Genomic DNA, 12,877 nt, shown 5'->3' with positions numbered 1-12,877 from the left:
ATCCCTTTTCTCAGTATCCGCAGGTCAGATGTCGAGGAACCGAACGTCTTTGGCGTTGCGCTGGATGAACGAGCGGCGTGCTTCCACGTCTTCGCCCATCAGGACGCTGAAGAGCTCGTCGGCGGTTGCAGCGTCATCCAATGTCACCTGACGGAGCATGCGGGTTTCCGGGTTCATCGTGGTTTCCCACAGCTCGGGGTAGTTCATCTCCCCAAGACCCTTGAACCGCTGGATGTCGTCCGGCTTGGCGTTGGGCTTGCTCTGCTGGCGCAGCGTGATCAGACCGTCGCGCTCGCGATCGGTGTACGCGTACTGCGCGTCGTCGCCCTTCTTGTTCCACTTGATCTTGTACAGCGGGGGCGCTGCGAGATACACGTGGCCGAGCTCGATCAAGGGACGCATGAACCGGAACACCAGCGTCAGCAGCAGCGTCTGGATGTGCTGGCCGTCGACGTCGGCGTCGGCCATCAGGATCAGCTTGTGATAGCGCAGCTTCTCGATGTCGAACTCGTCGTGGATGCCGGTGCCGAGCGCGGTGATCAGCGCCTGGACCTCGTTGTTCTTCAGGACGCGGTCGATGCGCGCCTTCTCCACGTTGAGGATCTTGCCGCGGATCGGCAGGATCGCCTGGACCCTCGGGTCCCGGCCCTGCTTGGCCGAGCCGCCAGCGGAGTCGCCCTCGACGATGAACAGCTCGGAGACCCGGGGGTCGTTGGACTGGCAGTCGGCCAGCTTGCCGGGCATCGAGCCCGACTCCAGCAGCGACTTGCGCCGGGCCAGCTTGCGCGCCTGCGAGGCGGCGAGGCGGGCCCGCGCGGCCTGCGAGGCCTTGGTAATGATCATTTTGACCTCGGCCGGGTTGCGGTCGAACCAGTCGACCAGCCACTCGTTGCACACCTTCTGCACGAAGCTGCGCGCCTCGGTGTTGCCGAGCTTGGTCTTCGTCTGGCCCTCGAACTGCGGGTTGGTCAGCTTGATCGAGATGATCGCGGCCAGGCCCTCACGGATGTCCTCACCGGTGAGCTTCTCGTCACCCTTGAGGAACTTCTTGTCCGCGCCGTACTTGTTGACCACGGAGGTCAGGGCGCTGCGGAAGCCCTCTTCGTGGGTGCCGCCCTCATGCGTGTTGATCGTGTTGGCGAACGTGTAGACGCTCTCGCCATACGACTCGTTCCACTGCATGGCGATCTCCACCGAGATGCCGTCGCCGTCAGCACCGAACTCCACGACCGAGCGGTGGATGGGCGTCTTCGTCGCGTTGAGGTGACGCACGAAGTCGGCGATGCCGTTCTCGTAGCAGAAGACGACCTCCTTCTTCTCCTCCGGGGTGTCGGCACGCTCGTCGCGCAGCGTGATCTTGAGAGCCCGGTTGAGGAAGGCATATTCCTGGATGCGCCGGTAGACCGTCTCGTAGTTGAAGTCGAGGGTCTCGAAGATCGCGCCGTCGGGCCAGAACGTGACGCTGGTGCCGGAGCGGTCGGTCGCCTCACCCTTCTGCAGCGGGTCGGGCACGGTGTTGCGATAGGTCTGCCGCCAGACGGAACCGTCCTTGTGGATCTCCAGGTCGATGCGCGTGGACAGCGCGTTGACGACCGAGATGCCGACGCCGTGCAGACCACCGGAGACCGCATAGGCCCCGCCGCCGAACTTGCCGCCGGCGTGCAGCATCGTGAGGACGACCTCAACGGTCGGCCGCTTCTCCTTCGGGTGCATGTCGACCGGGATGCCACGGCCGTTGTCCACGACGCGCACCCCGCCACCTTCGAGGAGCGTGACCTCAATCGTGTCGCAGAAGCCCGCCAGGGCCTCGTCGACGGCGTTGTCCACGACCTCCCACACCAGGTGGTGCAGGCCGCGCTCGCCGGTCGAGCCGATGTACATACCTGGCCGCTTGCGGACCGCGTCGAGCCCCTCAAGGACCGTGATCGATGAGGAGTCGTAGGACGACGGTTCGGCCTTGTTTACTGCCACCCTCGGTCGCTTTCTCACACTGGCCGGCCGCGCCGCTCGGCGCCCCGGGTCTCGTGCGGAGTCGTGCGAGCACTACGGTCACGGCGCAGGCACGCCGGAGTCCTGCGCCCCACCGAGCGGGCGCCGCGACCACCGGCGGGCCGACACCGCGGACGCGTGCACGCGGGTTGTGTCGGCTGGTTCTCAGAGCCTTCGCTCCTGCGGCAATCCTACTGTGCCCGTGCGACATTTTCGCATCGGGACGGCGCTGTAGTCCCCGTAGCGGCCCGAACGGTACGGGTTGAAGGTCCCCCTACGCGGGAGGGGGTCAGGCGGGCGATGATGGGCGGCACGGCGAGCGCTGGAATGCTGTCCCCGGGTTCGGCACCTGCGGGGGTCGCGCAAGCGACCGTTCGTGCCGTATGTTCCCCGCCGCGGGGCGGGGTAAGTGTGAGAGCGAGGGGTCCGCGATGGGGTTGGACAACGTCGCCGTGCAGTGGCCGCGCACCGGGCGGTTTTACGACCCGGTGGCGCCGGCCGAGTTCGTCGACTTCGCCGGGCTGGCCGAGAAGCTGCCGCTGCACGCCGGGCCGGCGGCGGCGCTGGCGGATCACGTGGCGAAGACCGGCACGGTGCGCGTGACCGGATATACGGAGCTGGTCGACCTGCTCTTCGGGCTCAACGGCGTGCTCTTCGCCACCGATGCGGCCGCCGAGGACGAGGATCCGGTGATCAGCCCGGACGACTGCGCCTGGATCGCCGGCGGGCTCGAGCGCTTCGTCAACGGCCACCAGGAGTTCGGCGACGAGATCACCTTCGAGACGGTGAGCACCGTGCTGCGCCGCGCTCTGGAGGGCTCGCGCCTGGCCGAGCAGCAGCTGCGATGGCTGCAGAGCCGGCTCGACGCGCTGAGCGACGACACGGGCAACGCTCCGCAGTGGAGCTACACGATCGCCGAGCTGGACGTCCTCGCGAAGTTCTACCGCCGCTGCGCGAACCGCGGTTTCGCCGTCTACGCGGATTTCTGACCGGCCCGATCAGCCGTAGGTGTCGCGCGGCCCGCGCCCGCGCACCCGCATCGGCCCGCGGCTCCAGGACGGCGTGCTCGGCCCCTGAATATGGAGCTTCTTGACGACGTTGTGACCGACCTCACCCGCGATCCGGGCGATGAGCCGCCCGGCGAGCATCCGCAGCTGGGTGGCCCACGCGGTCGACTCCGCCTCGACGGTCAGCTCGCCGTCCTCCAGTTTGATCGGCCGGCAGTGGGCGGCGATGTCGGCGCCGACGACCCGCTCCCACTCCCCGAACACGGTCGCCTCGGCCTTCGGCTTCTGCCAGCCGCGCGCCTTCATCATCCGTTCGAGCAGTGAACCGAACGGCTGCGGATCCCTCGGGTCGGGCCCGGGTCCCGTGTACCCCCGGCGCCGTCGCGGTTCCCCGGTCGCCGGGTCCGTGACGGCCTTGCGGCGTGGTTGTGCCCTGCGTTTCGCGAGCGCGGCCTCGACCGCGGCCCGCGCCAGCTCGGGGCCGGTCTTCTCGTTGCCGGCCGCCCCGTCATCGCCATCAGCCATGTCGCACCTCGCCTCCGCCCACCTCGTACCGTGCGCCGCGCAGCGCCCGTGGCACGTCGTCGTCGACGGCACAGGTCACGATGACCTGGCTGGCGCCGCTCACGAGCTCGGCCAGCCGCTCCCGCCGGCCCACATCGAGCTCGGCGAACACGTCGTCCAGCACCAGCACCGGCTCCACGCCGTCGTCCCGCAGCAGATCGTAGGCCGCCAGGCGCAGCGCCAGCGCATACGACCAGGACTCGCCGTGGCTCGCGTAGCCCTTGGCCGGCAGCTCGCCGAGGGTCAGCGTCAACTCGTCGCGATGCGGGCCGACCAGCGTGACGCCGCGCTCGACCTCCTGCTTGCGGGCCTCACCGAGCGCGGTGAGGAGCGCCTGCTCGATGTCCGCCTGCGCCGACGAGGCGTCCGGCACGGGGAACGACGGGCTGTAGGCGATCCGGGCGTCGGACCGGCTGGCGCTGACCGCCGCATATGCCTTCGCGACGTGCGGGGCGAGCGCGGCGACCAGGTCGAGCCGGGCCCGGACCAGCTGCGCGCCGTGCTGCGCGAGGTGGGTGTCCCACACGTCGAGGGTCGACAGGTCACCACCACGGTTGCCGCCCGTCTTGCGGGCCAGATACGCACTGCGAAGCAACGCGTTGCGCTGCTTGAGCACCCGGTCGTAGTCGGAGCGCACCCCGGCGAAGCGTGGCTGCCTGGCCACCAGCAACTCGTCAAGGAGCCGCCGGCGCTCGCTCGGGTCGCCCCGGATCAGGGAAAGATCCTCCGGCGCGAACAGCACGAGTTTCAGTGCGCCCAGGATGTCGCGGGTACGGGTCACCGGCGATCGGCCCAGCCGCGCCTTGTTGGCCTTGCCGGGCTCGATCGACAGCTCGACGAGCAGCTCGCGCTCCTCGTGGACGACGGCACACCGCACCACCGCGCGGGTCGCACCGAACCGGACCAGCGGTGCGTCCGTCGCGACCCGGTGCGACTCGAGGGTGGCCACGTAGGCCAGCGCCTCGACCAGGTTGGTCTTGCCGACGCCGTTCGGGCCGACGAGCACGCACGCCCCGGGCCCGAACTCGACGACCACCCGCTCATAACTGCGGAAGTCGACGAGCTCGAGACCCCGGACGTACAAACTCAGCCCTTCTTGACCGCGTGGCCGCCGAACTGGTTGCGCAGCGCGGCCACGGCCTTCATCGCCGGCGAGTCGTCCTGACGCGAGGCGAACCGGGCGAACAGCGACGCCGCGATCACGTTCATCGGCACTGCCAGCCGGATGGCCTCCTCGACCGTCCAGCGGCCCTCGCCGGTGTCGTCGGCGTAGCCACGCAGACCGTCGAGGTTGGGGTCCTCGTCGAGGGCCCGGTCCATCAGGTCCAGCAACCAAGACTGCACGACGGACCCGGCCCGCCACGACTTGAACACCTCGGGGATGTTCTCGACGTATTCAGAGGCCTCGAGCAGCTCGTAGCCCTCGGCATAGGCGTGCATCATGCCGTACTCGATACCGTTGTGGACCATCTTCGCGTAGTGCCCGGCACCGACCCCGCCGGCGTGCGCGAAACCGAACTCGCCCTCGGGCTTGAGGCCCTCGAAGATCGGCTTGCAGTGCTCGACGTGCTTCTTGTCGCCGCCGACCATCAACGCATAGCCGTTGGTCCGGCCCCAGACCCCGCCGGACACGCCGACGTCGAGGTAGCCGATGCCCTTCGTCGCCAGCCGCTCGGCCCGCGGGCGGTCGTTGCTGAAGCGCGAGTTGCCGCCGTCGATGACGATGTCGCCGGCCGACAGCAGGCCGGACAGCTCGTCGATGGTCGGCTCCGTGTACTGCACCGGAACCATGATCCACACCACTCGGGGCGCGGCGAGCTTCTCGACCAGTTCGTTGAGCGACGCCACGTCGGTGACGTCTGGGTGGTGGTCGTAGCCGATGACCTCGTGCCCGGCGGCCCGAAGCCGCTCGCGCATGTTGAAGCCCATCCTGCCCAGGCCGATGAGACCGAGCTGCATGTCTGGTGCCTCCGAAACTCAGCTGCCGATGCGAACCGGCATGATCAAGTACCAGTATCCAGGGACGATTTCTCCATCATCCTTGGCAGGGGACATGACCGCAGGCTTCTTCGGGTCAGTGAACGACAGCACGGCGATCGGGGCGTCGAGCGCCTTCAGGCCGTCCAGCAGATACTGGTGGTTGAAGGCGATCGTCATCGGCTCGCCCTCGTAGGCACAGTCCATCGCCTCGCTGGCCCGCGCGTCCTCGCTGCCGCTGGCCTCGACGACGAGACCGTCGGCGCTGAACGACAGTCGCACCGGGGTGGACCGCTCGGCGACCAGGCCGACGCGCCGCACCACCTCGTTGAGCGCGGAGACCCGGATCCGGGCCTGGGCGTTGTGCGTGTCGGGCAGCAGCGCCCGCACCTTCGGGAAGTCGCCGTCGAGCAGACGGGACGTGGTGCGCCGGGTGCCACCGGCGAAACCGATCATCCCCTCGCCGAGCTTGCCCCGGGACAGCGCGACCGACACCAGACCACCGACCGGTCCGAGCGTCTTCGCGGTGTCGTCGAGGGTGCGCGCCGGGACGAGCGCGGCGAGGCTCACGTCGTCCTCGTCGGGGCGCCACTCCAGCTCACGCACGGCCAGCCGGTAGCGGTCGGTGGCGAGCAGGGTCAGCTTGCTGCCCTCGAGCTCGATCCGCACGCCGGTCAGCATCGGCAGGGTGTCGTCCCGGCCGGCGGCGATCGCCACCTGCGAGACGGCACCGGCAAACGTGGCCGCGTCGACCGTGCCGGCCAGCTCGGGCATCTCCGGCAGCGTCGGATAGTCCTCGACAGGCATCGTCGGCAGCGTGAACCGGGCACTGCCGCACGTGATCTCGACGTGCGACCCCACCGCGGCGACGTCGACCGGCTTGGCCGGCAACGACTTGGTGATTTCGGCGAGCAGCCGCCCGGAGACGAGCGTCGCGCCGTCGGCGTCCGCCTGGACCTCGACGGTCACCTGGCTGGACACCTCGTAGTCGAAGCCGGACACCTGCAGGCGGCCGTCACCGACTCTCAACAGAACACCGGCAAGCACCGGCACAGAAGGGCGGCTGGGCAGACTCTTGGCTGTCCAGGCGACGGCATCGGCGAGCGCGTCGCGCTCGACTCGGAACTTCATCGCGGTCCTCCCGCGTCGTCTCGTCTCAAGCGTGGTGCTGCATCGAACCTTAGGGCTTCCACAGCGGTGCCGTGCACCGACCCCTCCAAATTTCGAGCCGAGAACTTATCCACTTGCTGATGATTGCTTTTTTCTCTCTTTTAAAGAGATTTACTTCGTAGTCATAGGTGTTGTGGATTCTGTGGACAACCCTCGTTTTAGCAGCTCAGAGCACTTATGTCTCTGGGTATGGAGTGTGTATAACCCCCTGTGTACAAGGTTGTGGATTGTGGATAAGCGGTCATCCACAGGCGTTGTCCACCGGCTATCCACCGGCAATCCACAGGGTTCGTCCACGATCTGGGGATAACTCGTCCCGAGCCGTCCTCACGTTCTGTGCACGTGGCGATCACTCTTCGGATGTTTCCACATGCCGTCCACACGTCCTCCCCAGGAGTTATCCACAGACTGTGGACGACGCCTGTGTGCAACGCGTAGCCGTTTCGTCACTTGTGAGCGGTCGATCACGGTCCGTGGCCAAGAGTTGGCACAATCGAAGTTATCCACAGGTTCTGTGGACAAAGTCTGTGTATAACTTGGACAAACCCCACGGGGGTATATGCGCACATGTTGTGGACATCCTGGGGACGGAGCTGTGGACATCTTATGTCCATAAGCGCCTGGATCCCAGGTCGGAGGCCTGTGGAAACAGTGGATAACCGCCGCAGTCCACAGGCTGTGGGCAACGCCGGTGGACAGTACATTCTTCGCATATCGGCGCACCCGGGAGCAGTTACCCACAGCGGTATCCACAAGCCATTGCTGAGATCTGCTCACGTTTGGTCCGCCGGCGGTGTCCGTACACCTGCCGCCGATGCGAAAAAGAGGGCCGGACCGGGGCTGTCACACCCCCGATCCGGCCCTCTTCCAGGGCGCGCTGTGGTCGCCTACGTGGTCTGCTTGATGCGGTTCGTCAGCTCGGCGATCTGGTTGTACAGCGAGCGGCGCTCCGCCATCTGCTGCCGGATCTTGCGGTCGGCGTGCATGACCGTGGTGTGGTCCCGCCCGCCGAACGCCTGCCCGATGCGTGGCAGCGACAGGTCGGTCAGCTCGCGGCACAGGTACATGGCGACCTGGCGCGCGTTGACCAGCACCCGCGACCGGCTGTGCCCGCGCAGGTCCTCCAGGCTGACCCCGAAGTAGTCGGCGGTCGACGCCATGATCTGGTCCGCGGTGATCTCCGGCCCGGAACCGTCCGGGATGAAGTCCCGGAGCACCTCCTCGGCCAGCCCGAGCTCGACCGGCGCGCGGGTCAGGTTCGCGAACGCGGTGACGCGGATCAGCGCGCCCTCCAGCTCGCGGATCGACGACGCGACCCGCGACGCGATGAACTCCAGCACGTCCGGCGGCGCGAACAGCCGCTCCTGCGCCGCCTTCTTCTGCAGGATGGCGATACGGGTCTCGAGGTCCGGCGGCTGGATGTCGGCGAGCAGCCCCCACTCGAACCGGGTGCGCAGGCGGTCCTCGAGGGTCGCGAGCTGCCGCGGCGAGCGGTCGGAGCTGATCACGATCTGCTTGTTGGCGTTGTGGAGCGTGTTGAACGTGTGGAAGAACTCCTCCTGCGTGCGCTCCCGCGTCTCCAGGAACTGGATGTCGTCGATCAGCAGGATGTCGACGTCGCGGTAGCGCCGCTGGAACGCCTGTGTCTTGTCGTCCCGCAGCGAGTTGATGAAGTCGTTGGTGAACTCTTCGGTCGACACGTAGCGGACGAACCGGGCGTTGCCGAGCATCGTGGCGTACTGGCCGATGGCGTGCAGCAGGTGCGTCTTGCCCAGACCCGAGCCGCCGTAGATGAACAGCGGGTTGTAGGCCTTGGCCGGCGACTCGGCCACGGCCACCGACGCGGCGTGCGCGAAGCGGTTCGAGGAACCGATGACGAAGGTCTCAAAGGTGTACTTCGGGTTCAGCCGGTTCCCGGCCGAGTCGCCGGCGGGCGTCTGCGCGCTGCGCCGGTCCTCGCGACCGGTGCCGGGGTTCGACGGCGGCCGCGGCGGCAGCGGGTCCTCGTCCTGCTGCGGTGAGCGGCGCAGCCGTTCGTCGCGGCCGGCCTCGAACGCGGTGCCGGAGTGCTCCGTGCGCCCCGCCGGCGTCCAGCCCGTCTCGGTCGGCAGGTCGAACAGGCGGTCGCTGCCCTCGCGGACGGTCGGCGCCTGCTGCCCGCTGTTCTGGCTGGACTGATCGGACTGCGGCTGCGGTTGGTACTGAGGCTGTTGATACTGCTGCGGCTGCTGGTACTGGGGTTGCTGGTACTGCGGCTGCGGTTGGTACTGCGGCTGGTCCTGGTATGCGGCCGGCTCGGCCAGCAGGCCGGCGGTGCCGTTGGACCAGTGCGAGGCGGACGGGGCCGGCAGCGGCGGGGCGTCCTCCGGCGGCCGGACCGTGACGGCGACCTGGATCGCCCGGCCGAGCAGCCGGGACAGCGCCTCGGTGATGACCGGGCGGAGTCGCGACTCGATGACGTCGCGGGTGAACGCATCAGGCACGGAGAGCAGCGCGGTGTCCTCGACGATGGCCCGTAGCCTCGTCAGCCGCAGATAGGCACGCTGCTGCGCCGACACGATCTCGTCTGCGAGCTCGTCCGTTGCCGCATGCCATACCGCTGCGAGGTCGGTGTCAGTCACCGTTCGCGCACCCCCATCGTCGCCCCCCACCGCGAGTGGACCGTGCGCCGGAAGTTCCGCCCGTCCCGGCCCCCATTGTCCACAGGTTTTCCACAACCTGTGTATCAACGAGTCATGTGCCGTGGACGGATCGTCCTGATTCCCTCTCGCCCCGTGTCGGCCTGGCGGTTTTCGACCGAGTTTGCGAGGTTCTGCAGGTCGGATGTGGTGCCGTGCCCCCTGTGGCGCATCCGATTAGTTGCGGAAAGTCCTTTGTGTCCCGTCGCCGGTCGTCGCGGTGTCTACCGGCAACCGGGCACGTTAACAGCGTTGTCCACAACCACTCAACCGTTGTCCACAAGTAACCTGTGGATTTCGGGGCGTACCCAGCCATCGTTGACGGTCTGTAGGGCCGCGCGTACCCTGGTTCGGCTGGGGAAGCTTTCCCTGATAAACTCCAGTGACCAGCCCTACGCCGCTACGAAGACGGAGCCCGACGTGAGCAAGCGCACCTTCCAGCCGAACAACCGCCGGCGCGCGAAGACCCACGGTTTCCGGCTGCGCATGCGCACCCGTGCCGGCCGTTCGATCCTGTCGGCGCGCCGCGCCAAGGGGCGCGACCGCCTGGCGGCCGGCTCGGCCTGAGCCGACGCGGGCTCTTCGGAGGCAGCGTGCTTGCGGCCGCTCAGCGTCTGAGGCGGCGTGAAGACTTCGCCGTCACCATTCGCAGCGGCCGCCGAGCCGGTCGCGGAGCCCTCGTGGTGCATTTCCTGCAGTCGACCATCGAGCCGGCGCCAGCAGATCAACCATCTGCACGCGCCGGCTTCGTCGTGTCTGCGCCGGCCGACGTGGTTTCAGCCGCACCGGCGCGGGCCGGTTTTGTCGTGTCCAAGGCCGTCGGCAACGCCGTCGTTCGTAACATGGTGAAGCGGCGCCTCCGGCACCTGATCCGATCGCACCTGGCGGACCTCCCGCCGGCGTCGATGGTCGTTGTCAGGGCGCTGCCGACGTCGGCCACCGCGGGCTTCGACGACCTCGGCCGTGATCTCGAGGCAGCACTGACGGCCGCGCGCCGTCCCAGGAGCCGGGAAGGACGTCGATGAACGCCGGAGCCCGGGTCGTTGCCGCTCCCATCGTCGCGTACCGTCGTTGGATAAGCCCGGCGTTGCCGGCGCGTTGTCGGTTCTACCCGTCGTGCAGCGCTTATGCCCTGGAGGCGGTCGGCACTCACGGCGCGATCCGGGGAATCGGTCTCGCGATCTGGCGGCTGCTGCGCTGCCACCCATTCCACCCCGGTGGGTTCGATCCGGTGCCACCGCGCCGGGGAGCCTCGCCCGAGCCCGAGTCGACGTGACTGGAGCAGTGTCGTGATTAGCAAGCTGATGGGCGGGATCTACTGGCTGATCTCGCAGGTGATGCTGTTCTGGCACACCGTGTGGGACAAGGTCGTGCCTGACCACCGCACGCTCGGCACCAACTGGCAGTGGGTTCTCGCGATCGTCTTCCTGGTGATCACGGTCCGCGTCGTGCTGTTCCCGATCTTCGTGAAGCAGATCAAGTCGCAGCGTGCGATGCAGGCGATCCAGCCGAAGATGAAGGAGCTGCAGGAGAAGCACAAGGGCGACCGGGAGACCCTCCAGAAGGAGGTCATGAAGCTCTACCAGGAGGAGAAGGTCAACCCGCTCATGGGCTGCCTTCCGATGTTCCTGCAGATCCCGGTCTTCATCGGCCTCCTGCACGTGCTGCGCCACCTCAAGCCCGGCACCTCCAACCACCAGATGGAGCTGTACGGCTGGAGCATCCCCGAGTTCATGGGTGCCGTCGACGCCCGGCTGTTCGACGCCCCGATCGTCGCGAAGTTCAGCAGCAGCGCCTCGGACCTCGCCAAGATCGACGCCAACTCGACCACGGTCAAGATTGTCGCCGCCATCCTGGTCGCGCTGATGATCACGACGACCTACCTGACCCAGCGTCAGATGATTATGAAGACGGGCTGGAACAGCGACCCGCAGCAGCGCATGATCCAGAAGTTCATGCTGTACGGCATCCCGTTCTTCACGCTGACGTCCGGCTGGTACTTCCCCATCGGCGTCATCATCTACTGGGTCACCAACAACGCGATCACCCTCGGCCAGCAGTACTGGGTCCTGCACAAGTACCCGCCGCCGCCCAGCGCCAGCGCGAACACCACCCCGTACAAGGGCGGCAAGCCGGGCACCACGTCCCTGACCAAGGGCGGCGCCCCCGCGGCCAAGTCGGCCGGCGGGTTCCGGGCACTGCTGAGCAAGGCCAAGGACGAGGCGGCGGCGCAGCAGGCGGCAGCCGCCGAAGCTGCCGCGGCCAAGGCGAACGGCCGGGCGCTCGCCCCGAAGCCCGGCGCCAAGCCGATCAACCCGAAGAAGGGTGGCGCCGCGAAGCGGCAGTCGGGTTGATGCGACCCCGCCGGCCCACCCCTCACCTCGGGCCGGCGAGTGGCGCTCCCTGTGCACCACCACCCCTCACCGACGACCTGTGACGGCGCCTCGGCGCCCCAAACAAGCGGAGATGAGTTTCGTGACCGACACCACCAGTGATCTCGACGCGCGCGGCACCGATGGCGACGCTCTGGATCAGGACGCCAAACTCGACGAGGTCGAGGACGGCGACGACGCCGGCGAAGGCGAAGGCAGCGACGGCGACGCCGCGCCGGCAGCCTCCGGCGGGAACGGCCGAGCTGCGGCCGACCTGTTCCGGGAAAGCGAGATTGCGGCCGACTACGTCGAGGGCCTCCTCGACATCCTCGACTACGACGGCGACATCGACGAGCTCGTCGTCAGCGGTCGTCCCGTGGTCGAGGTCGTCGAGGGCGGCGACGGCTCCGGCCGCCGGCTCCAGGCGCTCGTCGGCCAGCGCGGCGCCACCCTTGAGGCGCTGCAGGAGCTGAGCCGCCTCGCGGTCTTCCGGCAGACGGGCTCCCCCAGCCGCCTGCTCCTCGACGTCGGCGGCTACCGGGCACTGCGCCGCAAGGAGCTCGGCGCGATCGCCAAGAACGCCGCCGAGAAGGTGAAGGAGTACGGCGAGGCCGTCCGCCTCGAGCCGATGAGCGCCTTCGAGCGCAAGTGCGTCCACGACGTGATCAACGCGCTCCCGGGCGTGGAGAGCGAGTCGGAAGGCGTCGAGCCGGCGCGGCGGATCGTGGTGCGGCCCGTCGCCTGACGGCCGCTTTCCGGTCGGCTCTCTGGTTCTGCCACTTGGCGGGGCGTTCCTCTTGGGGCGCCCCGCCTTCGTCTGTCCCGCCCGTGGCAACTTCGGCGCTTCGGCCGTCGACGGCGCGCAGCCGATGCCCTTCAGCACCCGCCGTTCCGTGACGAGGCTTGTCGCTGGCGGTCGGGCTGCGGGCCGGGCGGGTGTACAGCTGCGGTCGCGCCGAGTCCTGTGGGCGGTCTGCCGAGATCCGGTGATCCACCCGGAGCTGTTCTGGACCGCTCGATGCTGGCAGGTTCCTTGCTTTGACGAGTCGCGTCGGCCGGACTGCCGGACGCGGGCGGTCTTCGTGATCGAAGGCGTGGGATGGTCGTGTGGACGGCTGTC

11 protein-coding genes and 1 pseudogene are annotated in these 12,877 nt (G+C 68.0%); 6 read left to right on the top strand and 6 right to left on the bottom strand.

Annotation, left to right across the window (positions count from 1 at the left end; all coding sequences use genetic code 11):
• Window positions 1-24 precede the first annotated feature (24 nt).
• On the bottom strand, window positions 25-1,971 hold the full coding sequence (gene gyrB / locus Dsi01nite_RS28390; RefSeq protein ID WP_203849346.1) for a DNA topoisomerase (ATP-hydrolyzing) subunit B: 1,947 nt from the start codon (window positions 1,969-1,971) through the stop codon (window positions 25-27).
• A 449-nt stretch (window positions 1,972-2,420) separates the two neighbouring features.
• On the opposite strand from gyrB, the gene Dsi01nite_RS28385 reads away from it, so the two are divergent.
• Window positions 2,421-2,978, top strand: a complete 558-nt coding sequence (locus Dsi01nite_RS28385) for a hypothetical protein (protein ID WP_203849345.1) — start codon at window positions 2,421-2,423, stop codon at window positions 2,976-2,978.
• A gap of 9 nt (window positions 2,979-2,987) precedes the next feature.
• On the opposite strand, the gene Dsi01nite_RS28380 is transcribed toward Dsi01nite_RS28385, so the two are convergent.
• From Dsi01nite_RS28380 to dnaA, 5 genes are all read right to left on the bottom strand, one after another.
• Window positions 2,988-3,521: a DciA family protein gene (locus Dsi01nite_RS28380; protein WP_203849344.1), complete on the bottom strand. Its 534-nt coding sequence runs from the start codon at window positions 3,519-3,521 to the stop codon at window positions 2,988-2,990.
• On the bottom strand, window positions 3,514-4,644 hold the full coding sequence (gene recF / locus Dsi01nite_RS28375; RefSeq protein WP_203849343.1) for a DNA replication/repair protein RecF: 1,131 nt from the start codon (window positions 4,642-4,644) through the stop codon (window positions 3,514-3,516). Before recF ends, Dsi01nite_RS28380 begins: the two co-directional genes overlap by 8 nt.
• 2 nt (window positions 4,645-4,646) lie before the next feature.
• Window positions 4,647-5,519: a phosphogluconate dehydrogenase (NAD(+)-dependent, decarboxylating) gene (gene gnd, locus Dsi01nite_RS28370; protein ID WP_203849342.1), complete on the bottom strand. Its 873-nt coding sequence runs from the start codon at window positions 5,517-5,519 to the stop codon at window positions 4,647-4,649.
• Window positions 5,520-5,537: 18 nt separating this feature from the next.
• Window positions 5,538-6,668, bottom strand: coding sequence for a DNA polymerase III subunit beta (gene dnaN / locus Dsi01nite_RS28365; RefSeq protein ID WP_203849341.1), 1,131 nt, complete (start codon window positions 6,666-6,668; stop codon window positions 5,538-5,540).
• A 926-nt stretch (window positions 6,669-7,594) separates the two neighbouring features.
• Window positions 7,595-9,265, bottom strand: a complete 1,671-nt coding sequence (dnaA, locus tag Dsi01nite_RS28360; protein WP_373318857.1) for a chromosomal replication initiator protein DnaA — start codon at window positions 9,263-9,265, stop codon at window positions 7,595-7,597.
• 540 nt (window positions 9,266-9,805) lie between these two features.
• Between dnaA and rpmH the strand changes: the two genes are divergently transcribed.
• From rpmH to Dsi01nite_RS28335, 5 genes and pseudogenes are all read left to right on the top strand, one after another.
• Window positions 9,806-9,952, top strand: a complete 147-nt coding sequence (gene rpmH / locus Dsi01nite_RS28355; RefSeq protein WP_203849339.1) for a 50S ribosomal protein L34 — start codon at window positions 9,806-9,808, stop codon at window positions 9,950-9,952.
• A 26-nt stretch (window positions 9,953-9,978) separates the two neighbouring features.
• Window positions 9,979-10,410, top strand: coding sequence for a ribonuclease P protein component (gene rnpA / locus Dsi01nite_RS28350; protein WP_203849338.1), 432 nt, complete (start codon window positions 9,979-9,981; stop codon window positions 10,408-10,410).
• A pseudogene (yidD, locus tag Dsi01nite_RS28345) lies at window positions 10,407-10,678 on the top strand (membrane protein insertion efficiency factor YidD). The gene rnpA and the pseudogene yidD overlap by 4 nt, the downstream one beginning before the upstream one ends.
• An 11-nt stretch (window positions 10,679-10,689) precedes the next feature.
• Window positions 10,690-11,739, top strand: coding sequence for a membrane protein insertase YidC (yidC, locus tag Dsi01nite_RS28340; RefSeq protein ID WP_203849420.1), 1,050 nt, complete (start codon window positions 10,690-10,692; stop codon window positions 11,737-11,739).
• A 112-nt stretch (window positions 11,740-11,851) separates the two neighbouring features.
• A complete protein-coding gene (locus tag Dsi01nite_RS28335; protein ID WP_203849336.1) occupies window positions 11,852-12,502 on the top strand; it encodes a Jag family protein in 651 nt (216 codons plus the stop codon).
• Window positions 12,503-12,877: the final 375 nt, after the last annotated feature.

This window comes from Dactylosporangium siamense, from assembly GCF_016862795.1.
GTDB lineage: Bacteria > Actinomycetota > Actinomycetes > Mycobacteriales > Micromonosporaceae > Dactylosporangium > Dactylosporangium siamense.
This window is presented reverse-complemented; position numbering and strand designations above follow the sequence as displayed.

Excerpts from the sequence above, each read along its gene's own strand:
- Dsi01nite_RS28385 (WP_203849345.1), top strand. The coding sequence starts at position 2,421 with ATGGGGTTGGACAACGTCGCCGTGCAGTGGCCGCGCACCGGGCGGTTT.
- Dsi01nite_RS28380 (WP_203849344.1), bottom strand. The coding sequence starts at position 3,521 with ATGGCTGATGGCGATGACGGGGCGGCCGGCAACGAGAAGACCGGCCCC.
- yidC (WP_203849420.1), top strand. The coding sequence starts at position 10,690 with ATGGGCGGGATCTACTGGCTGATCTCGCAGGTGATGCTGTTCTGGCAC.
- gnd (WP_203849342.1), bottom strand. The coding sequence starts at position 5,519 with ATGCAGCTCGGTCTCATCGGCCTGGGCAGGATGGGCTTCAACATGCGC.
- dnaN (WP_203849341.1), bottom strand. The coding sequence starts at position 6,668 with ATGAAGTTCCGAGTCGAGCGCGACGCGCTCGCCGATGCCGTCGCCTGG.
- Dsi01nite_RS28335 (WP_203849336.1), top strand. The coding sequence starts at position 11,852 with ATGAGTTTCGTGACCGACACCACCAGTGATCTCGACGCGCGCGGCACC.